The sequence below is a fragment of the Aliifodinibius sp. S!AR15-10 genome (genome assembly GCF_031569985.1).
Taxonomy (GTDB): Bacteria; Bacteroidota; Rhodothermia; order Balneolales; family Balneolaceae; genus JAMQKA01.
On the sequence record NZ_JAMQKA010000025.1, the window covers coordinates 33,863 to 60,342 of the forward strand.

Annotated in this window: 23 protein-coding genes; 12 read left to right on the forward strand and 11 right to left on the reverse strand. The window is 46.4% G+C overall.

Annotation, left to right across the window (positions count from 1 at the left end; genetic code table 11):
• Positions 1 to 37 precede the first annotated feature (37 nt).
• The 3 genes from NC796_RS15735 to rlmD all read left to right on the forward strand — a co-directional run bounded on the left by NC796_RS15735 (position 38) and on the right by rlmD (position 4,596).
• Positions 38 to 2,416 (forward strand): BamA/TamA family outer membrane protein, encoded by a 2,379-nt coding sequence (locus tag NC796_RS15735; protein ID WP_310685747.1) that lies wholly within the window; start codon positions 38 to 40, stop codon positions 2,414 to 2,416.
• A gap of 206 nt (positions 2,417 to 2,622) precedes the next feature.
• Positions 2,623 to 3,168, forward strand: coding sequence for a cyclic nucleotide-binding domain-containing protein (locus NC796_RS15740; protein ID WP_310685749.1), 546 nt, complete (start codon positions 2,623 to 2,625; stop codon positions 3,166 to 3,168).
• A gap of 21 nt (positions 3,169 to 3,189) precedes the next feature.
• Positions 3,190 to 4,596, forward strand: coding sequence for a 23S rRNA (uracil(1939)-C(5))-methyltransferase RlmD (gene rlmD, locus NC796_RS15745; protein WP_310685750.1), 1,407 nt, complete (start codon positions 3,190 to 3,192; stop codon positions 4,594 to 4,596).
• Between the two features lie 101 nt (positions 4,597 to 4,697).
• Here the strand turns inward: rlmD and NC796_RS15750 are convergent, their stop codons facing one another.
• A complete protein-coding gene (locus NC796_RS15750; RefSeq protein WP_310685751.1) occupies positions 4,698 to 5,864 on the reverse strand; it encodes a lactonase family protein in 1,167 nt (388 codons plus the stop codon).
• Between the two features lie 225 nt (positions 5,865 to 6,089).
• On the opposite strand from NC796_RS15750, the gene NC796_RS15755 reads away from it, so the two are divergent.
• Entirely contained in the window at positions 6,090 to 7,565 is a 1,476-nt protein-coding gene (locus NC796_RS15755; protein WP_310685752.1) for a phytoene desaturase family protein, read from the forward strand.
• A gap of 59 nt (positions 7,566 to 7,624) precedes the next feature.
• On the opposite strand, the gene NC796_RS15760 is transcribed toward NC796_RS15755, so the two are convergent.
• Positions 7,625 to 8,131 carry a metallophosphoesterase family protein gene (locus tag NC796_RS15760; protein WP_310685753.1) on the reverse strand — a complete coding sequence of 169 codons (507 nt, stop codon included), beginning with the start codon at positions 8,129 to 8,131 and terminating at the stop codon, positions 7,625 to 7,627.
• A 132-nt stretch (positions 8,132 to 8,263) separates the two neighbouring features.
• Here NC796_RS15760 and NC796_RS15765 point away from each other — a divergent pair, with 132 nt between their 5' ends.
• Together NC796_RS15765 and NC796_RS15770 are read left to right on the forward strand one after the other, a co-directional pair.
• A complete protein-coding gene (locus tag NC796_RS15765; RefSeq protein ID WP_310685754.1) occupies positions 8,264 to 9,289 on the forward strand; it encodes a glycosyltransferase family 2 protein in 1,026 nt (341 codons plus the stop codon).
• 141 nt (positions 9,290 to 9,430) lie between these two features.
• Entirely contained in the window at positions 9,431 to 10,039 is a 609-nt protein-coding gene (locus tag NC796_RS15770) for a hypothetical protein (protein WP_310685756.1), read from the forward strand.
• A gap of 192 nt (positions 10,040 to 10,231) precedes the next feature.
• Here the strand turns inward: NC796_RS15770 and NC796_RS15775 are convergent, their stop codons facing one another.
• The 3 genes from NC796_RS15775 to NC796_RS15785 form a co-directional block, all read right to left on the reverse strand.
• On the reverse strand, positions 10,232 to 10,816 hold the full coding sequence (locus NC796_RS15775; RefSeq protein WP_310685757.1) for a tetratricopeptide repeat protein: 585 nt from the start codon (positions 10,814 to 10,816) through the stop codon (positions 10,232 to 10,234).
• A gap of 14 nt (positions 10,817 to 10,830) precedes the next feature.
• Positions 10,831 to 11,673 carry a Ku protein gene (locus NC796_RS15780; RefSeq protein ID WP_310685758.1) on the reverse strand — a complete coding sequence of 281 codons (843 nt, stop codon included), beginning with the start codon at positions 11,671 to 11,673 and terminating at the stop codon, positions 10,831 to 10,833.
• Positions 11,674 to 11,876: 203 nt separating this feature from the next.
• Positions 11,877 to 12,401, reverse strand: a complete 525-nt coding sequence (locus NC796_RS15785; protein WP_310685759.1) for a hypothetical protein — start codon at positions 12,399 to 12,401, stop codon at positions 11,877 to 11,879.
• Between the two features lie 277 nt (positions 12,402 to 12,678).
• On the opposite strand from NC796_RS15785, the gene NC796_RS15790 reads away from it, so the two are divergent.
• Entirely contained in the window at positions 12,679 to 14,580 is a 1,902-nt protein-coding gene (locus NC796_RS15790; protein WP_310685760.1) for an ABC-F family ATP-binding cassette domain-containing protein, read from the forward strand.
• A gap of 515 nt (positions 14,581 to 15,095) precedes the next feature.
• Here the strand turns inward: NC796_RS15790 and NC796_RS15795 are convergent.
• The 5 genes from NC796_RS15795 to katG form a co-directional block, all read right to left on the reverse strand.
• Positions 15,096 to 16,166 carry an IS110 family transposase gene (locus NC796_RS15795; RefSeq protein ID WP_310685761.1) on the reverse strand — a complete coding sequence of 357 codons (1,071 nt, stop codon included), beginning with the start codon at positions 16,164 to 16,166 and terminating at the stop codon, positions 15,096 to 15,098.
• 701 nt (positions 16,167 to 16,867) lie between these two features.
• A complete protein-coding gene (locus NC796_RS15800; RefSeq protein ID WP_310685762.1) occupies positions 16,868 to 18,184 on the reverse strand; it encodes a hypothetical protein in 1,317 nt (438 codons plus the stop codon).
• Positions 18,185 to 18,201: 17 nt separating this feature from the next.
• Positions 18,202 to 18,693: a hypothetical protein gene (locus NC796_RS15805; RefSeq protein ID WP_310685764.1), complete on the reverse strand. Its 492-nt coding sequence runs from the start codon at positions 18,691 to 18,693 to the stop codon at positions 18,202 to 18,204.
• A gap of 6 nt (positions 18,694 to 18,699) precedes the next feature.
• Positions 18,700 to 19,113, reverse strand: coding sequence for a hypothetical protein (locus NC796_RS15810; protein WP_310685766.1), 414 nt, complete (start codon positions 19,111 to 19,113; stop codon positions 18,700 to 18,702).
• 441 nt (positions 19,114 to 19,554) lie between these two features.
• Positions 19,555 to 21,786 carry a catalase/peroxidase HPI gene (gene katG / locus NC796_RS15815; protein WP_310685767.1) on the reverse strand — a complete coding sequence of 744 codons (2,232 nt, stop codon included), beginning with the start codon at positions 21,784 to 21,786 and terminating at the stop codon, positions 19,555 to 19,557.
• A gap of 339 nt (positions 21,787 to 22,125) precedes the next feature.
• On the opposite strand from katG, the gene NC796_RS15820 reads away from it, so the two are divergent.
• Both NC796_RS15820 and NC796_RS15825 read left to right on the forward strand, forming a co-directional pair.
• A complete protein-coding gene (locus NC796_RS15820) occupies positions 22,126 to 23,205 on the forward strand; it encodes a calcium/sodium antiporter (RefSeq protein ID WP_310685768.1) in 1,080 nt (359 codons plus the stop codon).
• Between the two features lie 85 nt (positions 23,206 to 23,290).
• Positions 23,291 to 23,728, forward strand: a complete 438-nt coding sequence (locus NC796_RS15825) for a DinB family protein (RefSeq protein WP_310685769.1) — start codon at positions 23,291 to 23,293, stop codon at positions 23,726 to 23,728.
• 89 nt (positions 23,729 to 23,817) lie between these two features.
• On the opposite strand, the gene NC796_RS15830 is transcribed toward NC796_RS15825, so the two are convergent.
• The gene (locus tag NC796_RS15830; protein ID WP_310685772.1) at positions 23,818 to 25,086 is read right to left on the reverse strand and encodes an MFS transporter; all 1,269 of its coding nucleotides are present in this window, start codon (positions 25,084 to 25,086) and stop codon (positions 23,818 to 23,820) included.
• Here NC796_RS15830 and NC796_RS15835 point away from each other — a divergent pair.
• The 3 genes from NC796_RS15835 to NC796_RS15845 all read left to right on the forward strand — a co-directional run bounded on the left by NC796_RS15835 (position 25,079) and on the right by NC796_RS15845 (position 26,446).
• Entirely contained in the window at positions 25,079 to 25,399 is a 321-nt protein-coding gene (locus NC796_RS15835; RefSeq protein ID WP_310685773.1) for a hypothetical protein, read from the forward strand. The genes NC796_RS15830 and NC796_RS15835 overlap by 8 nt on opposite strands.
• A 174-nt stretch (positions 25,400 to 25,573) precedes the next feature.
• A complete protein-coding gene (locus NC796_RS15840) occupies positions 25,574 to 26,080 on the forward strand; it encodes a cupin domain-containing protein (RefSeq protein WP_310685774.1) in 507 nt (168 codons plus the stop codon).
• 24 nt (positions 26,081 to 26,104) lie between these two features.
• Positions 26,105 to 26,446, forward strand: a complete 342-nt coding sequence (locus NC796_RS15845; protein ID WP_310685775.1) for a DUF1801 domain-containing protein — start codon at positions 26,105 to 26,107, stop codon at positions 26,444 to 26,446.
• The last annotated feature ends 34 nt before the right edge of the window (positions 26,447 to 26,480 follow it).

A 26,480-nucleotide genomic window follows, 5' to 3' on the forward strand; every position in this document is an offset into this window, starting at 1 on the left:
TTTGTAAATTGAAACCGTACTCTGATCTCATTCTATCTTGTTTCAACGTGTTGTTTCCACAATTGTCCTGGGGATGCTCCTTGCTTGTTCGGTTCTGGTGGCTGAATTACGCGCACAGAATTTGCAGGCTGAGCAACCCGATACGACCGATAACGTAGTTCGTGTCATCCGTTTTGTGGGAAATGACAACGTCAAAGACAACACGCTTGCTACATTAATACGCACACATACCAACCGGGAGTTCCTGGGGATTCCCCGATTTACGCCCTGGTATTTTATCTGGAAGCTGACCAAGCGGTTTGGCGAGCCCCCGGCCTATCTCGTCCCACAGACGGTATCAACTGATATGGAACGAATACGCCGTTATTATGAGTCGGTTGGCTATCTAGAGGCTTCCGTTGATACTAATATCGTTGAGTTTAGTCCCGACAAAGTGGAGGTTTCTTTTTTAATTGACGAGGGACAGCGCTCGTACGTACAGACTATCTCCTACTCCGGCATGCCCAGTTTCCCCGACCAGGAGCTACTGCCCGACTTCTATATGGACAGCGAACTGACACGCAGGCAGAGAAACGATACCACGTTTACCGTAAACCGACCATTTTCGGAGAATGCACTCAATAACGAGCGGAATCGGATTATCAACTTTCTGAAAAATAATGGGTATGCATCCATACAGAGAGACTCCGTGCTGGCCCAGATAAAACGAGACCCTGCAGATCGTCACCAGCTGGATGTGCTTTTTTATATAAATCCGGGCCGTATCTACTATTTTGATGATCTCTACATTAACCTTCAAGGGCCTGACACCGAAACCAATTACGACCAGGCCGACACGCTCAACGGTCCACCACTGACTACCAGTGACAAAAAAATCTATATCCAAAAGGAGCAGGAGGCTCAAACCCGGTTCAGTTTGCTTACGGATCAACTGTTGTTCAAACCGGGCGATGTATTCAACAACAATCGCTATGTACGGACGGTCAATGAGTTCCAGAACCTGGGTATGCTCAATATTCGAGAATTTGGACTCAGCAGGGATGGTTCCCTCCCCGACTATTCTCAGCAGGATATACCGGTCCTGTTCTCCCTGCAGACGCTCCCAAAACATTCGTTCAATTTTAACCTTTTTGGGCTTCGCCGCTATGGATTTGGATCAGGTGCCGGAGTAACCTATACCAACAACAACCTGTTCGGGAAAGCGGAAAACCTGCAGGTGTCACTTAATGGCAGTTTTGAATATGTGGGCTCAGAAACCTTGCAAAATCTTGATACCACTTTCGGTGGTGGCGATCAGCTTTTTCGAAGCTATGAAGTGCGGGGCGATTACTCTCTCCCACGGCTCATCTTCCCCTTCACCGCACTTAATGATGACCTGTTCTTCTCAAATTCCCGTACCCAGTATTCGCTTTCCCTGGCCCGCTCCAACCAGCTCTATTTTGATGTAAACTCTGATGTTCGCTTTAACCTCCGCTATGTAGTCAACCACAGTGACCGCTTTACCAGCTTCCTTGACCTCATTGAACTGGACGTACTCGACTCTGATCCCTCTGCACAATTTCGCCAATCATTGATTCAGCAGTTTGATACAACCTCGTTTGAATACCGCCGCTTGTTGGAGGATTTCCGGCCACAGGTTTCCTCCATTCTCAGGTATACATTCCGCAGCCAAAATACGGACCTCATTCAGCGCGACCACGGGTATTACAGCGAATATTCAGCAGCTTTGGGTGGGAATATACCCTACCTGGTTGACCGCCATATCGTTACCCCTGATACGGTAGAGGGGAATCTACCCTCTCCTGCCCGCATTAGTAACAACAGTCTTAGTTACAGTCGTTTCTTCAAGTTTACTGCCGATTACCGCCGCTACATCCCGTTATCAAACAATGCTGTGTTTGCCTACCGGGGGTTTGCCGGCTATGCACAGCCTTTTGGTGGAAGCAATACCATTCCACTTAACCAGCGTTTCTTTGCAGGTGGAAGTAATGACATCCGGGGATGGGACTTCAACAGTCTGGGGCCGGGCGGCATTGCCGTAGAAGGGACGCCACCTGTAGTTGGGGGCGAAATTAAGCTAATCGGGCAGGCTGAAGTGCGACAGACCCTCATATCAAACTTCCTTTCGGCAGACTGGATCGGAGGCTTGTTTACAGATGCCGGCAATGTATGGTACGGCCCGAGAAATTCATTCAGAGGTGACCAGTCCCAAGACCTTTTGAATGAGGGGAAATTTTATGCCGACGAGTTCTACAAGCAGATTGCTGTGGGCTCGGGCGTGGGATTACGGCTGGATTGGGAATACCTGATCGTACGCTTTGATTTTGCATTTCGTGTTCACGATCTGGCACCAAATGAGGGCTGGTTTACCAATAAAAAACTGTATTTTAGTTTTGGTATCGGTCACTCTTTCTAATTTCATACCGTAAGAGTTTTATTTCCGTGCAGATAATAGTACCAGAAAGAACTGTCTATTAAAGTTAACAGTTGAATTGAATGTTACAGGTTTCAGTTTAAAACTTTTGACCTGCGACATTTGACCTTTAACTTCTTAAAATGATAATTGACAGCCTTAAAATTCATTACCTTTAAAACAGGAAGCATCATAATTAATGGAATTATATGTTTGGATTTGATCGGTTCAAAACGATAAAGAAACAGGCACAAATTGTTTTTAAATCCAGGTTCCTGGATAATTTGACGCCGTTGGAGCGTTATGAATTTCTCCAGTTGTGTCACCGAAGAAGCTATAACGAAGGAGAGTTTATTTACTACCAGGGTGACCCGGGTACCGGTATGTATTTTCTCGAGGAGGGAAAGGTCGAGCTTGTTGTGGAGCCCGAAGCGAGATCTAAAGAGGACACCAACACATATATCATTGAAGCACCGGAGAGCTTCGGAGCCCTCTCCATTGGTTATGAACTCCGCCGTATGTCGTCGGCCAAATGCCTTACGGATTCAATTTTGCTCGGATTCTTCAAACCCGATTTTGAGACCCTGCGAGATCGTCATCCTAAAATAGCAGTAAAATTCCTGGAAACTCTCTCAATGATTGCCATGAAACAACTCGAAAAAACGACCAACGCTTTAATTGAGGCCAAAGGAATTGCCGAGGCTTTTTCTATTCAGTTTGCCACCTACTATGATGCGGAAAATGAAAAGGTTTAAAACAAAGTTAGAAGTACTTTTATGAAATTAAAAAAAGGAGCTGATGTAGAGCTCAAAATTGAATCGACAGCTTTCAAGGGCAAGGGAATAGCAAAATTGAATGGTCTGGCCATTTTTGTACCTAATACTGCTCCAGGAGATCGCGTTGAAGCCCGCATCATCAAAAAGAAAAAGAACCATGCCGAGGCCAAGCTTCTCAAGGTGCTGGAAGGAGGCCCAAAGCGAATTGAGCCTCGTTGTGGACACGCCAAAATGTGCGGTGGCTGCAGTTGGCAGCACGTCGATTATGCCTCGCAGTTAGAGTTCAAACAGAGCCAGGTGCAGGATCACATGGAACGGATCGGTGGTTTTAAAGAACTTGAAGTGGAGCCCACAATAGGTTGCGAGCAACCTTTTTACTACCGGAACAAGATGGAGTATTCCATCGGACACAAAAAATGGCTCAGTCGGGAAGAGATTGAACGCGACGAATATGTAAGCGACCGATGCTTTGCTGCCGGACTCCATGCCCCCGGTAGGTTTGATAAAATTCTCAACCTGAATGAATGCCACCTGCAGGAACCGATATCGTATGAGATTCTCGACTTTATCCGAAGCTACTGTACTGAAAACGATATTTCCCCCTTCAACAGGATAGACAATGAGGGGTTCATGCGAAATGTGGTCGTCCGGAACTCCTACCACACCGACGACCTGATGGTGAATATCGTCACTTACAAGGATGATCAGGAAACCATGCAAAAAATGTCCAATGCGTTGCTAGATAAATTCCCCCAGATAACGACCATCATCAATAATGTAAACGACACCAAAAGCCCGACGGCAGTAGGCCGATATGAAAAGGTGCTGCACGGTCCGGGCTATATCGTTGACTCTATTGGTGGCTACAACTTCAATATCGATGCCAACGCGTTTTTTCAAACCAATACCGGCCAGGCCGAGCGCTTATACGAGGTAGCCCGCTCATTTGCCGATCTGCAGCCAGACGACCTGTTGTATGATCTGTATTGTGGCGTGGGGACACTTAGTCTGTTTATGAGCGAAAAAGCAGAAAAAGTGATCGGTATTGAGAATGTGGATGTAGCCATTGAAAATGCACGCGCCAACGCCAAAAGCAACGGCGTTGAAAACGTGGAGTTTGTGAAAGGTGATATGAAGGATGTCTTCAACCAGTCGATCGTTGCGGAACATGGTAAACCCGATTGTATCATCACTGATCCTCCCCGTTCCGGTATGCACCCTGATGTAGTAGAATATCTCAAGCACCTGGAAGTGCCCAAGCTGGTCTATGTGAGCTGCAATAGTTCCACGATGGCCCGCGACCTGAAAGAGCTCAACAAAGTGTATGATATTCTGGAAGTACAACCGGTGGACATGTTCCCGCAAACCTACCACATCGAAACCGTGGCAAACTTGAGGTTGAGATAGTTGAGATAATAGAACACGGGTTACGCGGATTGAACTGATTACCGCTGATTTGAGAATATTAAAACCGTGATTATCTGGTTAATATCTGCGCCATTCGCGTTCTATTCGACCGGAATCATTTTGAGACAGACCGGCTGTGATACCTCGATTTCCGTTCCTGTGGGTGATAGCTGGCCCGTGTCCTCATCCCGGTTGAAGATCACAATATTATCAGTGTGGCGGTTTGCGACCAAGAGAAATTGTCCCGTTGGATCGATCATAAAATTACGAGGATGCACACCACCCGATGCTTGCTCTCCCACCTTTGTTAATTCACCACTTTGCTGGTCTATAGAGTAGATCACAATATTATTGAGGTCCTCCCTGTTGGAAGCGTACAGGTAGTCCCCATCAGGAGAAACATGGATATCCGCCCCCGATATCGCACCGTCATACCCTTCCGGCAGCGTAGAAATAGTTTGCAGTGGGTCAAGGCTGCCATCGGAATAACTGAACGCCACGACCGTCCCATTCAGCTCATTCACCAGGTAGGCATACTCCCCATTGGGATGAAACGTCAGGTGGCGTGGCCCCGCCCCGGGCTCGGCATCAAACACATAAGCCGGTTCTTTTTCAAGAGTAACTTCATCAGCATTGAAAGCATAACCCGTAACCTTGTCGGTGCCCAGGTCTGTTGCAAAAAGGTAATTGTTGTCAGGAGACACATAAGTGCAGTGCACATGAGGACTCTGCTGCCTTGCTTGGTTCGCACTGCTGCCTTCGTGCTGGATTGCTGCCGAAGCCTCGGCCAGCGCCCCATCTTCATTGACTGGTAACATGGCAAGCGAACCGCCACCGTAATTGCCGGCAAAAACGGCTTGGCCTTTTGCATCTATCGAAACATAGCAAGGGCCCTTGCCCTGGCTTGATTGCCGGTTCAAGAACGAGAGTTGGCCCGTCGCTTTATCAAATGCGAAGGAACTGACCGAATCTGTTGGTGCGTCTCCCCCCTCACTGACCGCATAAACGTTGGCATGGTCCGGCGATATAACCAGGTAGGAAGGGTTCGAAGCCTCGGCGGTCTCAATCAATGAGCTAACGCTCCCGTCAGCAGAGTTGAATTTGTAAAGATAGATCCCTTCACTACCTTCACCCGTATAGGTTCCGACAAAAAGATAGTATTCTTGGTTGGATTCCATCTCTCCACTGGATTCCTGCGAACACCCTACGGATGTTAAGGCGATTAAAACTGTTACTAAGATTATTCCCATGCCCCTTGATAAGCTCATTCTACAGATCCCATTTTATTTCCAATGAATTTAGAAACGAATGTACTATTCATTACCATTCAAATCCAAATATGTTTAGGACTTTTCATGGTTGTGAGAGGGTGCAGCTAAATCTTGATGCAAATCCCTGAAAAACAAATTATATGAACGAATTTTGTCTATTTGGCGATACACATGGATAAAAATCTATACTGATACGCATTCTAACATAAACTGGTGATCTGGATGAAAATAGCAGTTATCGGGGCCGGAATCGGGGGACTGGCAGTAGCCTCCCTGTTGGCCAATGACGGACATGAGGTTATTGTCTACGAGAAGAACGACACCGTTGGAGGAAAAATGAACGAAATCCAGGCAGAGAGTTTCCGATTTGATACCGGTCCCAGCCTGCTGACCATGCCCGAGTTATTGGAAGAGCTCTTTACCTGCTGTGGAGAGAATTTAGACAGTTATCTTGAGCTGAAGCCCCTGAAACCGTTGTGCCGTTATTTCTACAAAGACGGGACAATCTTTGATAATTTTCAAGACCTGGATCGCTCGCTGGAAGAGGTTCAGCGGATTGCTCCAGAGGATCGTACAGCCTATAAGGAGTTTCTAAGCTATACACGTGAGCTTTATGAGAAAGTATCAACCCCGTTTCTGTTTAATCCGCTATTTAATTTCACTGATGTAAAAAACCTCAACTTTGCAGATCTACTCGATATCGATGCCCTGAGTACTGTAAGCAAGCGTATAGACAGCTATTTCAAATCGCCCTACCTGCGGCAGTTTTTTAAACGATTTGCTACCTACAACGGGTCTTCTCCCTATCAGGCACCGGCAACGCTCAATGTGATTCCCCATGTTGAGATCAACCGCGGCGGGTATTATGTGAAAGGTGGAATCTACCGCATTGCTGAAGCATTGACCAACCTTGCAGAGAGAAAGGGAGCTGAAATCAGGCTTAATAGTACCGCAAAAGCTATAAAAATGGAACACGAGGTGGTCACCGGCATTGTGCTGGCCGACGGCACAAAAATTTCATGCGACCTCGTAGTTTCGAACTCAGATGCCTACGAGACATACCTCCACCTGCTGCCCCACCGAGATGTACCACCATTAAAAAAAGAACTTATCTCCCAAACAGAGCCATCCTGCTCGGGCTTCGTCCTGCTGTTGGGAGTGGATCGAAAATATGAACAACTCCAACACCACAATGTGTTCTTTTCGGGTGATTACGAGCAGGAATTCCGCACTATATTTGAGGAGAAACTCCCTGCTGAAGATCCTACCATTTATATTGCTAATACCTCTGCTTCTGATCCGGAACATGCCGTAAAAGGTGGGGCAAATCTGTTTGTGCTGGTGAATGCTCCCTATCTCAGCGATAATGTAGACTGGAGAAACGAAAAAACGGGATATGCTGGGTTAATTAAGCATAAATTACAAAATTACGGACTTGAGGGCTTGCAGGATGCAATTCTATATGAAAAGGTTATAACACCCCTCGATTTTTACAAACAATACCGCTCCAACCGGGGCAGTATTTACGGGACCTCTTCCAACAGCCGGTTAGCTACGTTTATGCGACCGGGTAACAAAGCACGTTCAGTGGAAGGCTTGTACCTGGTGGGTGGAAGTACACATCCGGGAGGGGGAATTCCGTTAGTGCTCTTATCAGCACGTCATGCTTATACTTTAGTGAAGAGGTATAATACATAATACGTGATCCCTAATGCGTTAAGAACAGCAAAGTTACGCATTACGGATCACGCATTAAGTTAGTCCTGCCCCATCGTTCCAAGGTTGATAACCTCCATATTCTGGATCTTCCCATCGCCTATTTCGAATCGCACACAAGTTCGATAGACCTGGAAACCGTGTCGGCCTGCTGCGCCGGGATTTACAAACAGCATCTGCCCCTTCTCCTCATCGCGACCGATTTTAAGGATGTGCGAATGGCCGCAAATAAACATATCCGGGGGGTTATTTTCCATCTCCTCCCTGATCGGGATACAATATCGACCCAGCGTGCCGCCTATGTGTGTCATCCAGACATCAACACCCTCCACGTTAAATCGTTGATGTTGTGGATATTCTTTGCGGATATCCTGACCGTCAATATTGCCATAGACACCGATCACAGGAGCAATTTTTTTCAACTGATCGGCGATCTCATAGTTGCCAAAATCACCGGCGTGCCAGATCTCGTCACAGTCTCCAAAATACTCGAACACCTGTGGATCGAGATAATTATGGGTATCTGATATTAGCCCGATTTTTTTCATTATAATTTCTTTCCCATATTGCGCTTCAAAATGGAACACATAATAGGGATGTTTCCACAGGTTGTAAATAACCTAAATCATGTAATTCTTACTTAAGAAACGATCATATTTTCATTCTTCAAAACGTAGTTGATGCACAGTTTTAGTATAATTATTGTCTCATGGAACGCCCTTAATCATCTAAAACGATTTCTACCCTCCGTAGCCGAGACCAATTATCCTGATATAGAAATAATCCTGGCAGATAATGCTTCCTCAGATGGATCCGCCGAATGGGTGAAAGAAAACTATCCCAAAGTTAAAGTGGCTACTTTTGATCAGAATTATGGGTATTGCGGTGGAAATAACCGCGGGGCTAAACACGCGAATGGCGATATCCTGGTTTTTTTGAATAACGATGTAAAAGTAGAGCCAGACTGGATCACCCACCTGGACCAGTGCTTTACTAATCATCCTGAGGCTGCTGCAATACAGCCCAAAATGCGGTCATTCAGTAATCCCGATGAATTCGAATATGCGGGTGCCGCAGGCGGTTTCCTGGACAAATACGGATACCCATTTTGCCGGGGACGTATTTTTGATACTGTTGAAAAAGATGAGGGACAGTATGACACTCCGGAAGAAATTCTCTGGGCCAGCGGGGCTGCCATGGCGATAAAAAGCGAGCTTTTTGACGAAGTGAGGGGATTCGACGAGGATTTTGAGTTTCACATGGAGGAGATTGATCTATGCTGGCAACTCTGGAACCGGGGACATACGGTACGTTACTGCCCTGACAGCGTGGTCTACCACCTGGGAGGTGGCTCTATGCCGATGGGATCGCCCCGGAAAGTATACTACAACTACCGTAACAACCTGAAAATGCTCTGGAAAAACTGTAGCAGCGCCTCCCTGCCCTGGCGATTCCCGGTTCGTTATGGCTTGGATATCATTGCGGCTTTTCGCTCGCTACTTTACGGGGAATGGCGGGAAGTAGGAGCCATTATCCGCGCACATTTTCACTTCTGGAAATCACTTGCTGAAACGCAAGGCAAACGGGGAAAACTACAAAAGGTTCGTACAAACAAAGAAGATCCTCCCACCATCCTACCGATAAATCTCATCTGGAAATACTTTGTGAAAGGAAAACGGCGATTTACAGAGTTGCTGTTTGATTAATTTTTGTCAAGCGCTCCTTCTTATTTTTTATAAACGTTGTCTTACGAGTAGTCTCTCTTTTCGCCCTTTTGCTATATAGTATCCTTTTTAATATTTCTAATATCAATTTTATATTTACCGGGAAATCAACCGGGATACATCTTGAATTCAGAAAAGATCAAAAAACAAGCACTTCATTTTCTTAAAGACTGGTGGTGCTCCCTCCTGCTTTTGCCGTTTATCTATGAGACGATCCATCAGATATACTGGGCGCTTCGGTTCAATATCTTTTTTATGATAACCTATGACTTCTCCTTTCCTGTTAATATTATCTACTTCCTGCTCGATAATTTTCTTTTAATCGTACACGAAGCGGGTCATACGTTTTTCAGTTTACTGGGCGTGCGTTTTATCACCATTCTGGGAGGTTCTCTTTTCCAGATTCTGCTGCCAATGGCCATACTTTTTTACACTTGGGTCAACAGGCAGAAGATAGGAATACAACTTTCGCTCACGCTCGTTGGCTTGAGCTGGTTGGGAGTTGCCGGTTATGCTGCCGATGGCGGGCAACAGCAGCTACCCCTTATCGGGGGACTTTCTAAAGAATCGCACGACTGGCGCAACCTGCTCATGGATATGAATATGATTGAATTTGACCTGCAGTTCGGTATTGCTTTCGCGATTATCGGCTTCCTTTTTTATGCCGCCGCCCTGATTACGCCCCTATGGTTTAGGGAGTATAACAAAGCCGAGATCGAACTGGATATTTAGGTGATCCTCTCTTGGCTGTCATAAAATGTTAAATAAAAAGGCAAGATCAATCTCCCTAAATCCCTCTTGCCGCCAGTAGTCGGTCTCGGCTCCAAAACCTGCCCCAAATACTGTTGGGAAGGACGGGAGGATTGACTTCATAACCCACAAGATGTCTGATTTTGTGCTATAAAACTCTCTAATTCTCCATCCTCAAAGCATCGCCCGAAGCTTCTCTAACAACTCCAGGGCCGTCTCCTGTTCCCTTTCAGATACGAGCTTGCAGTAGGTCTGTAACACCTCCACTGCTTTCGCGTACTGGTGCTCCATCGCCAACAACAAACCGAGGTTGAAATAGCTGTTCGGAAACTCCGGCTCAATCTCAATGGCGATTTCAAAGTGAAGTTTTGCCAACTCCTTGTTTCCCGCCTCTCCATAAATATTCGCCAGGTTAAAGTGCGCCTCAAAATGCCTGGGGTCATGTTTTAGGCAGAGCGTGAGATAATTAATGGCCAACGCCACATTCCCTTCTCCAGATTCAATAATTCCCAAATTGCAATAGGCATCTGAGACCGTATCGTCCTTCCGGATCGCTTGGTGGTATAGCTTTTTCGCTTCGTCCAGGTCACCCTTCTCATCACGCCGCAACGCTTCTTCGAAAGCAGACCGGGCATGCAATGGTAAAACGCGGCCCGAGAAAAGATTAAGCTGTCCCTCCTCTTCGAGCTTTCGTTTTTTTTGTGCTCGTTTGGGACCAAACTTTTTGGGATCTGAAACGGGCAGTTTTAGAATTTTCATAATCTGATATTATCTCAGCCTGTTTTACTTTTTCCTTTGGCCGACTTTTTTTCTGCCCCTTTTTTCTCACCCTTCGCCTTCTCCATCGGCTTTTTGGCGGATTCAATGCTTGCTTTCAGGGCGGTCATAATATCGACAGCATCCGGCTCCTCTTCCCTCACCGTCACCACCTCTTTGCCCTCAATCTTGGCCTCAATAATCTCTTTTAGTGCGTCGTAATACCGATCTTTCATTTCAATTTCGGAGAAGTTGACTGACATCGAATCCACCAGCGTCTTGGCCAGGTTGAGTTGCTCCTTGTTGGCTTCCACCTCAGTCAGGTATGGCACATCCTCAAAATTTCGCAATTCTGAAGGATAGCGCAGCCGATACAGGATCATCCCTCCATTTTGTGCTGCCAATAGCACCGGGTGCTCACGATCCCGTAACACCACTTTGCCTACCCCCGTCTTCCCCGTCTGTTTCAAGGTCTGGGCGAAAAGTTCATAATTTTTGGCGGCTATCTCGCTGTCGGGACCAATAAAATACGGCGTATCAAAAAGGACCGGTGGAACTTCTTTCTCATCCACAAAGCCCTCAATCTCAATCACTTTGGTGCTCTTGAGTTTTACCTTTTCAAGGTCCTCTTTTGTGATTATTACATACTGTCCCTCCCCGTATTGGTATCCTTTGACAATATCCTCGCTATTGAGCGGTTTGCCGGTAACTTTGTCCTTTTTTTCATACCCAACTGGGTTATGCCCTTCCTTAGTCAACAGGTTAAATTTGATCTTTTGGGCGGCATCAAAGGCGTTGTATATTCTCACCGGGATGGTAACGAGTGAAAACTGTATATGTCCCTTCCATATTGATCTCATAACAGGCTCCTAATATTTATTCCCAAGATAATAAATATTAGTTATTTAACCCTTAAATTTTTGATCATTCATCTCCTGGACTGGCTAAACCTTAACAGGTAATTAGTGCTAAGTAATGCTCCAGAAATGTAGATTTGTTCGTACTAAGGCCATAAGGAGTGCATGGCCTTAGTACCTTAATGCTGAAAAATTAAACTCCGTTATCACGTTCGGGAGAGCTTATTGATACGATTACCGGAATGGTCAAAAAACAGTACCTGTTTCAAATCACCCTGACGGAGCTTTACTTCATATTCCGTCTTTTGGCGATCAAAGTCATTGACAACAATTTTGTTATTAGTCATTGTCCAACCAGTAAATTCGGTAGCTAACTGGCGTCTTATGACAAACGGGAGTGGCCAATCTTTACGGATGTATACACTATTAATCAGGGCTCCTTTCTTTGAATATCTCGCATAAAGGTCCACTCTTTTGGTATGACTCTCAATCACATAATAGGTGATATTAAAGGGATTAAGTTCTCCATTTTGTTTTACATTTGAATATTTTTTCAGACTCTCAACATTCAAAAAATTGGGAAAGTCATCCTCCTCAATTACCGACAGGGCAGTACTCGGTTTTATTTGACTAACCTTTGCTTCAGTGCAGGTACAGTCCTGCGCATTAACTGAAAGAGTTATGAAAAACAAACTACCGATTATTAAGACGATAGTTTTAATTGGTTTCATTGTTTAATCCTGAGTAATTAAACTCATTTAGTTTTTATTGTGTGTTTGATAAGAAGGGTCTCAGACAGTAAAGTCTTTTAAAAAAACTTTCTGGGGAGGCTTAACTTGGTATCAACACTAATTTATCATTATGTCAAATCAGATACTACACATTTTTAAAAAATCACTACTATTAGGATTACTACTTATGATCCTGTGATTTTCTTCCAGTATTTGAATACCTTCCATGCTTCCAAAAATAACCCTGATATCGCAAGCGTATCTTTGCTGACAACTTATGACATACCTTTCAACCGAAAACCTTTCCAAACACTACGCCGACAAACAGCTGTTTGAGGGTCTCTCATTTGGTATATCCAGGGGGGACAAAACGGCCTTGATTGCTGAAAATGGTACCGGCAAGACCACCCTCCTTAGGATACTGGCTGGTAAAGAGACCCCGGACGAGGGCAAGGTCATGATCCAGAATGAGATCAAGGTCGGCTACCTGGAGCAGGATCCACAGCTTGACGATGAGAAGACGATCCGTAGCTACATTGCAGAGAGCGACAACGCGATGGTGCGCCTGATCCAGAACTACCACGATGCAGCCGATGCCCAGGCGCAAGACTATAACGAAGAAACTCAAAAGGCGTTTGAAAAAGCGGCGGCAGAGATGGAAGCGGCAGAGGCGTGGGATTATGAGCAGCGTATGGAGCAGATCCTTGGCAAGCTAAACATTCATGACCTGGACCAGGATATTGCTACCCTCTCCGGCGGCCAGCAGAAACGGGTGGCGCTTGCATTTGCTATCCTTGGGGATCCCGATCTGTTGATTCTTGATGAGCCAACCAACCACCTTGATTTAGATATGATAGAGTGGCTTGAAGATTTCCTGATCCAGAGCAATATGACGCTCCTGATGGTGACCCATGACCGTTACTTCCTGGACCGCGTCTGTGATCACATCCTGGAGCTGGACGGCAATAAACTGTATCACCATAACGGCAATTACCAGTACTTCCTGGAGAAGCGTGCAGAAAGGCGTGAAATAGAGCGCAAAAAGACCCACAAGGCGAAGCAGCTCTACAAGCAGGAACTGGAGTGGATGCGTCGTTCTCCCAAGGCCCGTACCACCAAGTCGAAATCGCGCATAGATGATTTTCATGATATAAAGGAACAAGCCGATGATGGCCGGGTGGCACCGGAACTGCGACTACAGATGGATATGCAGCGGATGGGCGGTAAGATCCTTGAGTTGATTAACGTGTCAAAAAGCTATGGAGAGCAGGTAATCCTGGACAGTTACGACTACGATTTTGACAAGGGGGAACGAATTGGTGTCATTGGTGGTAACGGGGTGGGAAAGAGTACCTTTCTGAAGATCCTGACCGGTGAAGAAGGGATCGACTCCGGGAAGATACGGACCGGTGAGACGATAGCATTTGGTCATTATCGGCAGGAAGGCCTGGAATTTGATGAAGAGCAGCGCGTGATCGATGTTATACAAGAAGAGCGCAAGATTATTGAACTCGCCAACGGCAATAAGATTTCTGCCTCTCAGTTCCTGGAGCACTTTATGTTTACACCCGAGATGCAGTACACGCCGGTAGCAAAGCTGAGTGGCGGTGAAAAACGGAGACTGGCCCTGATGCTGGTACTCATCCAAAACCCCAACTTCCTTATCCTGGATGAACCTACCAATGACCTGGACCTTCTGACCCTCAACAAGCTAGAAGAGTTCCTTATGGGTTTTGAGGGCTGCCTTATCTTGGTTTCACACGACCGGTTCTTTATGGACAAGCTGGTAGAGCATTATCTCGTATTTGAGGGTGACGGGGAGATCAGGGATCACCACGGGAGCTACGAGGAATACCGAGAGCAGCGCCAGCAGGAAGAGCTGGCGCGGAAGAGAGCCGAACGCGAAGCCAAGAAAGAGCAAGGCACAAACGGCCAAAAAAGCCCTTCCTCTTCAACCAGTAGCCAAAAGTTGAGTTATAACGAGCAGCGGGAGTACAACAAGCTGGAGACCCTTATTGCAAAACTTGAAAAAGAGAAAGAAGAGCTGGAAACCCAGATCAGCAGCGGTGAGCTGGACCACCAGGAGTTGCAGGAGAAGTCCAATCGCTATAACGAGATCACCCAGGAGATTGAAGAACGAACCGAGCGCTGGTTTGAGCTGGCTGAGCGGGCGTCCTGATTCTTCAATTTAAAGCCCCCAATTACTGGCTAAAAGTTTGTAAAATGTCTGGCTAGCCGATACTAATTAGGGCATCCTCACGAAAGCTCAATGTTTTGTATACCAACAACTTAGGTAAGTAATACCCTCTCACAAGCTCATAAGCCTCTCAAGAATCTTGAGCAGTAAGGTCAAGAACCTTGAGCAGTAATGTTAAGAGTCTTGAGCAGTAATGACAAAACCTTTGAGCAGTAAGGGTAGCCCGTTTGTTCAAAAAAAGGCCGCATGCCGTTTAACTGACATGCGGCCGTTAACTATGTAATGGTCTGTACAAAGTACATCCTTACAGAATAATTTATATTGGCTGTTTTGGGTGGATCGGGTTGTTAGGGAGTGTTGGATTGTTGGTGCCCTGGTTGTTCTTTTTTTGCTCTTATTACTGTTAGGGGTGTTACTTTTTTTAGTGATAAAAAAAGTAACCCAAAAAGGTACTGTGTCTAAAGTCAAGCCCTACGATTGGGTTTTACCTAAACAATTTAAGCAGCTTGAGTAATTTGCTGGTAATGGAACTCCTCGTCATAGGACTGCCCAGATTTCCACAAGCTGTAGATTAACAGCAGGAGTTTGCGCATGACGGCGACCAGAGCAATCTTTTTATGATTGGGATGTCGCTCGACCAGTCGCTGATAGAACGCCCGCAGGGCCCGGTTGTGCCGGCTGGCCGCCAGGGCGGGCATATACAAGGCCCGCCGGATATGCACATTGCCCTGCTTGGAGATCTTAGTAGCTGCCTGCCGAGTGCCGGATTGCTCAAAAACGACGTCCAACCCGGCATAACTGGCCAGCTGATTACGGTTGGTGGTCAGGGCAAATCCGTTGGTCTCGGCGATCACCTGCAGCACAGTTCCTCGCCCCAACCCGGTGATTTTTCCTATGCGCCGGATCGGCTCTGCCAGCTGCTCCTGGGAGGACCACAGGGCCTCCAACTGCCGGTTGATCTGGGAAATATAGTCCTCAATTTGCCGGATATGGTCGGTCAGTCGCCGGAGGCTGCTTTCCGGATGGTTCCAGGCCCGCTGGGCGGCATGCCGTTGGTTTTTCAGCTGCGTGCGCTGTTTTTTTAGTTGCCCTCGCTCCCGCAGCAGCGCTTTGATCTGGCGTAGTAGCTGGCTGGGGGGCTGCCACCGGCGGGGCTGTCGCTCCAGCCCATAGCGGGCCAGCAGGCGGGCATCGATGGCATCCGTTTTGGATTTGATCGGCAAGCTTTTGGCGTAATTCTTGGCCCGCCGAGCAACCAACACACAAACGCGGAAGCCCTTTTGGTGCAAGAAATAGGCGAACTCTTCGTAATAGACCCCGGTGGCTTCCATGATGAACCATAGCTCGGACAATTCGGTGTGGGATTGCAGCCACTCCAGCAGATTGGCAAATCCCTGCTGGGTGTTCGGGAAGCTTCTGCAGGGCGTGTAGGCCAACTGATGGTCGGTCCTCCGCGTCCCTAATCGAACCTCCAGGGTTTCAGAAGACACGTCAATTCCGACGGACTGCTGTTGAATCTGATCAAAATTAATGGTATCCATAGGATAATAGTCACTTGTTATTCGCATTGGCTAGGCTATATGTTGAGGAAACGGCTTTTTGCTTGACTCACGGAAAAATACGAGCTCGACTGCAGGTCGGCTCTTTGTACTGGTTGAGTATAAAAGCCCGAGGAGAGGGAGCTTGAAGCTTTTTGACAGCCTCTTCGACAGGAAGGGCTTAATCACCGGCTGCTCTCCTACAGAATCCTCTGGGCGAACACCTCATGCAGCTGCATGAGGTGTTCGTGTTTATAACAACCTAAATTATTTAACCTTCCTCAATACACCATTAACATATGAATCACCGGCTCAGGTAAACTTGACCTGAAGGGCACTCCGTTCCGCTAAAAAAATCGCAGATTTTTTCTTAACGCTCCATTCCGTTTCCTTCCTGGCGGTCAGCTTTTCCAAGGCCGGGTGGGGCCTTTTGACCTTTCAACCTTGGACTTTAGGACATTCGGTCTTTTTGTTCAACAATTCAACATCTCAATAACTCAACAACTTTCAACCTTAAACCTTCTGACTTTCGACCTGCCCAAAATGGTTTCTTAACTCTTCGGCTCCGTTCTCTTTCCAGCGAAATTTACATTAGCGGAGGGGAGTTATGAATTATGAATTTAGAAGAAGATATGGCTAATAATCCAATCAACAGCTCAACGCCTCAACAACTCAACAGCTCAACGCCTCAACAACTCAACAGTTCAACACCTAAACACTTCAACAGGTTACTATTTCCAGTAGCTTATTTTGTATTGCGACTGCTGGCTCTGCAGGTCCGGCAGTTCGGAGTCGAACTCTCGCTCATAGATCACCTGGGCAGCCCCTGATGCCGAGAAATTCTCGGCCACCATCGCTCCTCTTACTTTAGCCGACCCAGTGAGTTCAATGTTGGCATTGGGAGCGTAAAAGGCGCGGGAAATGGTTTCAGCATCCCCCGAGATGGTAACATTGTCTCCGCCGGTAATAATGTTACCCTGGATGCCACCCGACCCTGTAATTTCAAGGTCAGCCTCCCTGGTGTAGATGCCCGAATTAAAATTGGTTGCCCCGGCAAAATCGAGTTCTTCCGTCCCCCTGTGATATACGAACGCCTTGTTTTGGTTACGATCGGCATTCAACGTGCTGCTCCCGTTGAAATTCAACTTATCCTCAACAAAAATCTCCAGCTTCCCGTCCCCCTCAACTTTAATATGGCCCTGCTGTATATCCATGTCCCCGACATGCAGGATGCGGTCCTGGTCACTGGTTTGGATTGTCAGGGTGGCATTACCGGTAATCTTTAGCTCCGGGATATACTGGCCTTCATAACTTGATGGCAGCATAGGAGGCGTTGCGGGCCAGGCGGAAACATGCATTGAGCTGGCAATGGAATTCTTGGGTGGAAAGTTGGGAAATTTTGGAAGTTCATAATTCGCTGGCGTGGGAAGGTTGGTAACACTCTTTCCCACGTTTCCATTTTGGAAATTAGCCTGGTTTACTACCGTAGACGGATCCCCGCCCGGACCGATGGCAAGGTTACTGTCTATGCTTGTAGACCATGAGAGATCCACCGCATTAGCCGTTGTTGCATTGGTTCCAGCATGCCCCGCTATACGAGAACTGCCCGTCAGATCCATACCCGAACCCGAAAATACGGCGAATGGCAGGTCGGGATTCCATTCAGATCCGCTGGTATTCATCTCCACTTCAACCTGGTAGGTTTGCTGGCCTACCCGGGCAACGGCGTTGACAATTAGCAGCGTATCTCCCTGGTTGTGGACGGCTACCCTGTATTCTCCCTTCATCTCATCCCAGGAAGCATAACTGTTCAGGGAGGGATGGGTAAAAGTTTGACCGGCCGGTGGCTGGAATGTCTGATCGTTGGAATCTCTTATTTTCTGTATGGCGACCAAGGCCGTGCTCTGAGCGATATTTTTAGCCTGGCTGCCATTATAGGACTCCACCAACTGCTGCTGGGCCGTATTGAGGTTGCTTTGCAGACCCGAACTATAGGCTATCAGGGCAAAGGTCATCGTCATTACAAGAATTACAGCGTATCTACCCATAGCAGATCAGTGTGTACTTAGAGTTGTGACATATGTTTATTCCTGAGGTAGATCGATTTCTCTGCCATTCCCTGGTATCGCTCACTGTTGTTGCCGACCTCTTGGTTGGGACGGCTTTCGGTAACCACTCGCACCTGCAGCATGATTTCGGAAGGCTCCAGCGTGAACTCTAAGTTGGATAGCTTGGCCGGATAGCTCGTGGTGTCATTTGGAGAGCCGTCAGCATACTCTGTGGCCACTTTCATGTCCCTTCCCTCTTGGTATATATGAACCGTATCCTGGTTGAACTTGGAATATCGGAGGTGCGGCCCACTGGCCTGTATCACATCTGTCAGGCCTCGCATTTCATGCTGCACAATATTAGCAGAAGTGTTAGCAAAATACTGCAGCTCATATGTGAGCCTGTTTTCTACGGTTGAGTCAACAATCAGGGAATTTGTGGTAATAATAATCCCCATAAGCATCGCCACAATGACGGGCGGAAGGACAATATCTATCGTAACGTTCATACCCTCTTAATCTATATTACTGATTGCGGCTTCGTACTGGGCCCGCTGCCGATATTCCGATCCATTTCGTCCATACACGGTGATTGTCCCCTTTTTGCCAACCACGTTGTGTTTCAGTTCCTGCTCAGTAATATGAATGGTTGCATAAAGCGTATCTCCCATCGTAGTGACCTTCTCCAGGCGGCGGTTGGGATCGGTAACGTCGTCATAGTCGCCATACACATCCTCTGCATTTTCATAGTTTGAGGCCTGTGAATAAAACTCATCGGCTAGCGACTCCCCGTAGTTAATGGCATTGATATATTTTTGCTGATCCAGGTTTTGCTCTACAGCCTGTACGTAATTTCTGTTCACATTGAGCGCAGTGATCATGAATAGCACGATTGCTGCCAACGTCAACAGCGTTTGCCCCGAAGCCATAATGTAAAGTGGTTATTACTATGCTAATTAGTGACGAGCGATTGGAAATAATGCCCAGAATGCGCTCTTGTACGCTCATCCTTACAGCATATTTATTGTGTCGATAATTCCAGCAAATCATAGGGTACAAAATAATTGGCAGAGTTCAAGAATCCGGCACAGACTTAATAACTTTTAAAAGTTAATTTTCCCTTTCTTTTATTGTCATTTAAATATTACTGCAGAAGTATGGTTCTGCCCCTATTAAAATTATAGACCATTTATGACACCTAATTTTCTAGTAAAGCCAACTCATTTCTGTTATTGAGCTATCTCATTGATCTCATATAAAAAAGGCAGCCCGTCGCAAGGCTGCCTTTTCCGATTCGTGATGTTATAATCACTTCTGTTATTACAGGTTCTGGTTAAGAACCAGGTCTTTAGATCGTGGCTGCTATCGCATTAGTCGAGGTCGAACCGATCCAGGTTCATCACCTTGTCCCATGCTGCCACAAAGTCCTTCACGAACTTTTCCTCAGCATCCTCAGATGCATAGACTTCAGCAAGGGCACGCAGTTCGGAGTTCGAACCGAAGATCAGGTCTGCACGAGTACCGGTCCACTTAACTTCGCCTGTCTCACGATCACTGCCAACGAACACATTCTGTTCATCGGTAGTGGCCTTCCAGGTTGTGCTCATATCGAGCATGTTGACAAAGAAGTCATTGGTTAATGCTCCCGGTCGATCAGTGAAGACCCCATGATCGGACTCATCGTAGTTGGTGTCGAGCACACGCATGCCCCCGAGCAACACTGTCATCTCCGGTGGCGTTAGCGTCAACAACTGCGATTTATCAATCAGCAGTTCTTCTGCCGTAGCATTGCGGTTGGTATCGTAGTAGTTACGGAATCCGTCCGCATCCGGCTTCAGCCATTCGAATGATTCGACATCCGTTTGTTCTTCCGTGGCGTCGCTTCGCCCCGGTGTAAATGGTACGGTCACATCATGACCAGCTTTCTCCGCCGCTTTTTCAATGGCCGCACATCCACCCAGAACGATAAGGTCTGCCAGGGAAACCTTCTTATCACCTGACTGGGTGTTGTTGAAGGCTTCCTGGATATCTTCCAGTGTCTCTAGTACCTTCGCAAGTTGATCCGGATTGTTGACTTCCCAATCTTTTTGCGGTGCCAGGCGCACCCGGGCTCCGTTTGCGCCGCCTCGCTTATCGGATCCACGGAATGTTGATGCAGATGCCCAGGCAGTAGATACGAGCTCAGATACCTTCAGGTCTGAATTAAGGATCTGACCTTTTAATTCAGCAATGTCCTCATCATTAATCAATTCATGGTCAACCTCCGGAATGGGGTCTTGCCAGATCAGGTCTTCCTCGGGAACTTCCGGACCAAGATAACGCGCTTTAGGTCCCATATCCCGGTGAACGAGCTTAAACCATGCTCGTGCAAAGGCATCAGCAAATTCATCCGGGTTCTCATAGAAATGACGTGAAATTTTCTCGTATTCAGGATCCACTTTTAGCGCGAGGTCCGTGGTAAGCATCATGGGAGCGTTCTTCTTATCAGGATCGTGCGCGTCAGGTACTGTTTCCTGGGCCGCCTCGTCCTTTGGAGTCCACTGATACTTTCCGGCCGGGCTCTTGGTCAGCTCCCATTCATAGTTGAACAGATTTTCGAAGAAGCCCATATCCCACTCAATCGGGCTATTGGTCCATGCCCCCTCAAGGCCACTCGTGATTGTGTCTGGACCTTTACCACTGCCATACTCATTTGCCCAGCCCAAGCCCTGCTGTTCAATGGGGGCTGCTTCGGGATCGGGGCCGTTGTGCTCTTCAGGAGCCGCACCATGGACTTTCCCGAATGTGTGCCCACCGGCGATAAGCGCAACCGTCTCATAATCATTCATCGCCATACGCTTGAAAGACTGTCGAATGAAGCTGGCTGCCTTTTCTGGATCGGGCTCTCCATTTGGGCCTTCCGGATTTACGTATATGAGTCCCATGTGATCGGCAGCAAGGCGGCCCTCGAGATTCCCTTCGTCGTCATGGCGTTCATCTCCCAGCCATTCATGCTCAGGCCCCCAGTTGATATCATCCTCGGGTTCCCAGACATCTTCACGTCCACCTCCAAATCCGAAAGTCTCGAAGCCCATCGATTCCAGGGCGCAGTTACCAGCAAGGATCATCAGGTCGCCCCAAGAGAGTTTCCGCCCGTACTTCTGCTTGATTGGCCAAAGCAGGCGGCGGGCTTTGTCGAGGCTCACATTGTCGGGCCAGCTGTTAACGGGAGCAAAACGCTGGTTGCCGGTACCTCCCCCGCCGCGACCATCAGCAACGCGGTAGGTTCCAGCACTATGCCACGCCATACGGATGAAGAGTCCTCCATAATGGCCCCAGTCTGCCGGCCACCAGTCCTGGGAGTCGGTCATCAGATCATAGAGATCTTGCTTTACGGCATCCAGATCCAATTTCTCAAACTCTTCAGCATAGTCGAAATCCTCGTCCATGGGATTGGACAGAGAAGCATGCTGGCGAAGAATATCCAGATTTAGCTTATTCGGCCACCAGTCACGATTTTTCGTGCCGCCACCGGCCGTTTGCCTAGTTGCACCGTTGTGAAACGGACACTTACTTATATCATTCGTACTGTTAGATGTAGTCTCACTTTTTTCTTTTTCCATGCGACAACTGATTTATGGTTCTCTGTTCAATGGGTTAATTTTTTTCACGCCTTATTATTATGAATAAATCTCTGATAGACTAATAGATATTTATTATGACCTTTATTTGGCGTGGTTATAACATCAAGCAGGAGCGATTTCAGGCATTATAAAAGTCCACAGGCTGCTGGCTATGTTAACAGGTTTAGGTACTATCTCGCGTGTAAGAACCAGGGCCCTCGCACTGTCCTGTGCGTTTTGTTTTCTAGCTGTTAACTACTAAACTGGAATTGATTTAAATTCGTTTTCACGTCTGCTGTACAGAAAGTTTACAGGGTAAAAAAAATCAAGTCTCATTTTATGACTGTTTTTTTATTTGTTTCTGGGCTGGCTCTACTAATCATTGGAGCGGAAGCATTGGTACGGGGTGCGACAAAAATAGCATCTGGTCTTGGGATATCACCGCTGATTATCGGTTTGACAATCGTAGCATTTGGTACAAGCTCGCCAGAATTGGCAGTTAGTATTAAAGCAGGTGTTTCAGGACAAGCTGATATTGCTGTGGGTAACGTAGTGGGGAGCAACATCTTCAATGTGCTTTTCATTTTAGGCCTGTCAGCTCTTATTGTACCTCTTTATGTTTCACAGCAATTGATTAAACTGGATGTCCCTTTGATGATTGGTTTGTCTTTGGTGACGCTGCTCATCGCACTGGATCAACACATTAGCCGTATTGATGGCTTACTTCTTGTAACCGGCTTGATCGTCTACATACTCGTGTTGGTTTATATGGGTATTCGAAATGTAAACGATACAGACAAACCTGATAAGAACACAATTACTGAAAATAATTCCACCAGAATAGGCAATTGGCCTCTGAATGTCATATTGGTAGTTGGGGGACTTACATTATTAGTTATTGGATCGCGATGGTTTGTAAATAGTGCAGTAACCATCGCTAATTATTTTGGTATTAGTGAAGTGATAATTGGCTTGACTATTGTAGCTGCCGGTACCTCAATGCCTGAAGTAGTGACATCTATTGTAGCAGCAATTCGAAATGAACGTGATATTGCAGTAGGCAACGTAGTTGGCAGTAACATATTTAATATCATGGGCGTGCTTGGGATATCCAGTATAGTGGCTCCTGCAGGTATAGATGTTACTGAAGCCATAATCGGTTTCGATATCCCGATAATGACTGCTGTAGCGGTTGCTTGCTTGCCAATATTTTTTTCAGGAGGAAAAATAAGCAGATGGGAAGGCGGATTATTCCTGGGATATTATGTAGCATATACTCTTTACCTTGTCCTGGATGCAACTGGGCATGATTCCTTGCCCCTGTTTAATGATATCATGTTCTATTTCGTTATTCCATTAACTGTGATTACAATTATTATCATTGCCATTCGTGAACTAAGACCTGAGGATAAATCATAAGCCTAACAACGAATTATTGAACTTAGTGTATACCGGACTGGCTCTGATTGAGTTAAGTTTAATTGCGGAGATAAAATTTATCTCTATGTCCACTACATGGAAAAGTCTAATAACAGAGCTCCGCAACCTTCAATTTGAGTTTATTGAAGTGGCTCAGCAACTGGAGCAATCCAAGAGAGAAAAGCCGGGAGTTTGCGGTTCCTGGTCTCCCAAACAAGTTATTGCTCATATTACCGGGTGGGACAAGGAGGTCATCCGACAATTTGAGCTTTTCCGTGATGGCCTCGAAAAAGCGATTGAACACGATATTGATGAGTTTAATAAAAATTCTGTAGAGGATCGCAATCATCTGAGCTGGGATGAAACGATAACAGAGCTACAACAGGCTCACAAGCTATTCTATGAAATGGCAAAATCGATTTCGTCAGGGGAACGTTCTAAAAATGAAGACTACAGGGAATGGATAGAGGTACAAATCGATCATTACAAGCATCACACCGAACAGCTTGAACAGTGGGTGTAAAGTGCTACCGGTCATCTCTCCACAAAAAAAGGTCCCGGTGTTTAAACCAGGACCTTCTATTTTAATAACCTTCTTTAGATAACAGCTTCTTATGAAGCCTCTGGTGCTGCATTCGGTGCTGCTTCCTGTGCGGCCATTTCATCTACTGTTTTGATATCGGCCTTTTTCTGCCAGATATAGAAGACCGTAAACAGCACAACCAGGATTGCCGGGAAGATAGCTACTTTGGCCAATGTGGCCTGTCCGGCAGCCAGTTCCAGTTCAGATCCCGTTAATCCCATTTCGGCATAAGTGTTTCGGGCAGTATCAATCCAGCTACCGATGATAGGTTGAAAGATGGAGGTTGAGAACATTCCAACGCCCCCAAGCAGTGAAAGCCCCAAAGCACCGGTTTTGGGTGCTCTTTTGGCAGCAGTACCCAACATAACCGGCCAGAAATAGCAGATGCCGATAGCAAAAATGATTGCTGCCACATACGCCATTACACCGGTAGAAACACTAAACAGGTAAATCCCAATCGTTGCAAAGATGGAACCGCCCAAGAGAACGCCGGGTTGTCCAAGTGTTGCGACAACGGGTCCTGCAAAAAAGCGACCCACGGCCATTAAGCCTGTTACAAGCGCCAGAATAATCATTGGGCTGGCACCACTTTGGGACAGAACAATGCTTGTCCACTGCTGAGGCCCGAACTCTGAAATAGCGGTTAAGGCAAAGCAGAAGAAAAGGAAAAGGAAAACAGGACTTCCAAGGGCCTTGACATTTTCCTTGAGAGATTTCATTTCTTCCAGTTTAGGCTCTGGGAACTTTTGCCCGTAGAACAGGATTGCGTAGGTGATCGTCGGAATTACGATAATCCACATCTGGGCTTCCCATCCAAGGCCAAAGTCTGTCATGAACTTTGAGATAAGACTACCTAACACAATTCCTCCCGGAAACCACATGTGGAATCGGTTCAACATTTTATCGATCATATTACCCTCATATGCGTCAGCAATCATAGGATTACAGGCAGCTTCGGTACAGCCGTTACCCAAGCCGATAAGCAGGGTTGAGATCAATAGTGTGGCATAGCCACCGGCATAAATCGTCATGATGATACCCACTATATGGACGAAGAATGCAAACTGCATAATTCTCTTTGGACCGATGGAATTATAGAAAATACCACCGAGCACCATTGAGATCGGAAACCCGAGGAACCACATAGAATTAATAAAGCCAAGCTGCTCAGCCGATAACCCAAACTGGTCCCCCAGTTGTGGAAGTATACCCGCACGAATGGCGAAGGTAAAAGCCGTGGTAATTAATGCAAAGCAGCTTCCTAGAAAAAGTACTCGCTTGTTTACTTGTTTGCTCATATTATTAGTTTTATTCAAAATTATTGTCCCAGTTATATTACTTATCCCAGTTGAAAAGAGGTTGTATCCCCAGAATAAATCCCTTTTAAAAATTTTAGGAGGACAAGTGAATATAAAATCTAAAATAGAAAAGTCATCAAAAATTCCAACTTTTATTAAACCCGAATTTATTTCTTTACCTCTTTTAATGTTATGGGATGCTTCGATAAAATGTTTAGATACGGATCGGATTTTAAACCTTATCTCTGCAACGTTAAATCCAAGCTGCAATCCCCTTCCGAAAAAGCCCTTTGCAAAAGTAGCTTTTGTGTAAAAATGATTGACTAGGTGCCTCCCATTTGCTAAAGTAACGCGTTGAGGGGTTAGAAAAGCCTTTCAGTCATTCTGATCATGATTCAGATAACTGAGTAGTTCTATCGTAGCTACATCTTGATCCCTCAATCCGTTAGAGTATTACAAATTTATTGACTCCACCACTCAATATTTCATGGACACAAAACTTGTAGAACAGCTTAAAAATACGCTTGATCTGAAACCCCTCCCGGAAGAAGGCGGATATTACACGGAAACCTACCGGTCAGAGGATATACTTTCCCAAGACGTTTTGCCTGGCAAGTATAACAGCTCCAGGGTCCTTTCCACTGCCATATTTTACCTATTGACGCCTGACAGCCACTCTTCTCTCCATAAGCTGCCTGGTGATGAGGTTTATCACTTTTACCTTGGGGACCCGGTCGAACTGCTACAACTACACCCGAACGGATCTGCAGAGCTGACCATATTGGGACAGGATTTTTTTGATGGGATGAAGCTACAGGCGGTCGTACCAGGGGGAACCTGGCAGGGAGCACGGCTCAAAGATGGAGGTACCTATGCCCTGCTGGGAACAACCATGGCACCGGGATTCGACTTCCAGGATTTTGAAGCCGGCCATGCCGCAAAACTTGCAGAGATATATCCCCAATATGCTGACCTTATTTCCAGCCTTTCATAAACTGAAATCCTGTGACTATCAATTATGTCAGCCATTGATACCTATTTGCAGAAGATTCCTAAAAAGCATCATGAGTCCGTCAAAAAACTGCACTCCCTGATTACAGGCTCGTTCCCTACGCTGCAGTGCAGCCTAAAATGGGGCAAGCTGACCTATCACACCGACCGTAATATCTGTTCAATTGTATCTCATGCCAATCATATTAACCTTCAGCTGTGGGATGGAGCACTTCTGGACGATCCGAAATCTCTATTGGAGGGAACTGGTAAAAGCATGCGTCACATAAAAATAAGAGGATCAGAAGATATCAACTTTAACCATATGGTTCCCCTCCTGAAACAGGCGATTACTGAGAACAATTCTTAACAACTGGATATTTCAATGTTCTCGGATTTTTGGT

Excerpts from the sequence above, each read along its gene's own strand:
- NC796_RS15760 (WP_310685753.1), bottom strand. The coding sequence starts at position 8,131 with ATGAAAAAAATCGGGCTAATATCAGATACCCATAATTATCTCGATCCA.
- NC796_RS15845 (WP_310685775.1), top strand. The coding sequence starts at position 26,105 with ATGTCAGCCATTGATACCTATTTGCAGAAGATTCCTAAAAAGCATCAT.
- NC796_RS15755 (WP_310685752.1), top strand. The coding sequence starts at position 6,090 with ATGAAAATAGCAGTTATCGGGGCCGGAATCGGGGGACTGGCAGTAGCC.
- NC796_RS15805 (WP_310685764.1), bottom strand. The coding sequence starts at position 18,693 with ATGAACGTTACGATAGATATTGTCCTTCCGCCCGTCATTGTGGCGATG.
- NC796_RS15790 (WP_310685760.1), top strand. The coding sequence starts at position 12,679 with ATGACATACCTTTCAACCGAAAACCTTTCCAAACACTACGCCGACAAA.
- NC796_RS15830 (WP_310685772.1), bottom strand. The coding sequence starts at position 25,086 with ATGAGCAAACAAGTAAACAAGCGAGTACTTTTTCTAGGAAGCTGCTTT.
- NC796_RS15740 (WP_310685749.1), top strand. The coding sequence starts at position 2,623 with ATGTTTGGATTTGATCGGTTCAAAACGATAAAGAAACAGGCACAAATT.
- NC796_RS15785 (WP_310685759.1), bottom strand. The coding sequence starts at position 12,401 with ATGAAACCAATTAAAACTATCGTCTTAATAATCGGTAGTTTGTTTTTC.
- NC796_RS15840 (WP_310685774.1), top strand. The coding sequence starts at position 25,574 with ATGGACACAAAACTTGTAGAACAGCTTAAAAATACGCTTGATCTGAAA.
- NC796_RS15795 (WP_310685761.1), bottom strand. The coding sequence starts at position 16,166 with ATGCGAATAACAAGTGACTATTATCCTATGGATACCATTAATTTTGAT.
- NC796_RS15765 (WP_310685754.1), top strand. The coding sequence starts at position 8,264 with ATGCACAGTTTTAGTATAATTATTGTCTCATGGAACGCCCTTAATCAT.
- NC796_RS15780 (WP_310685758.1), bottom strand. The coding sequence starts at position 11,673 with ATGAGATCAATATGGAAGGGACATATACAGTTTTCACTCGTTACCATC.
- NC796_RS15825 (WP_310685769.1), top strand. The coding sequence starts at position 23,291 with ATGTCCACTACATGGAAAAGTCTAATAACAGAGCTCCGCAACCTTCAA.
- NC796_RS15750 (WP_310685751.1), bottom strand. The coding sequence starts at position 5,864 with ATGAGCTTATCAAGGGGCATGGGAATAATCTTAGTAACAGTTTTAATC.
- katG (WP_310685767.1), bottom strand. The coding sequence starts at position 21,786 with ATGGAAAAAGAAAAAAGTGAGACTACATCTAACAGTACGAATGATATA.
- NC796_RS15800 (WP_310685762.1), bottom strand. The coding sequence starts at position 18,184 with ATGGGTAGATACGCTGTAATTCTTGTAATGACGATGACCTTTGCCCTG.
- NC796_RS15810 (WP_310685766.1), bottom strand. The coding sequence starts at position 19,113 with ATGGCTTCGGGGCAAACGCTGTTGACGTTGGCAGCAATCGTGCTATTC.
- NC796_RS15775 (WP_310685757.1), bottom strand. The coding sequence starts at position 10,816 with ATGAAAATTCTAAAACTGCCCGTTTCAGATCCCAAAAAGTTTGGTCCC.
- rlmD (WP_310685750.1), top strand. The coding sequence starts at position 3,190 with ATGAAATTAAAAAAAGGAGCTGATGTAGAGCTCAAAATTGAATCGACA.
- NC796_RS15820 (WP_310685768.1), top strand. The coding sequence starts at position 22,126 with ATGACTGTTTTTTTATTTGTTTCTGGGCTGGCTCTACTAATCATTGGA.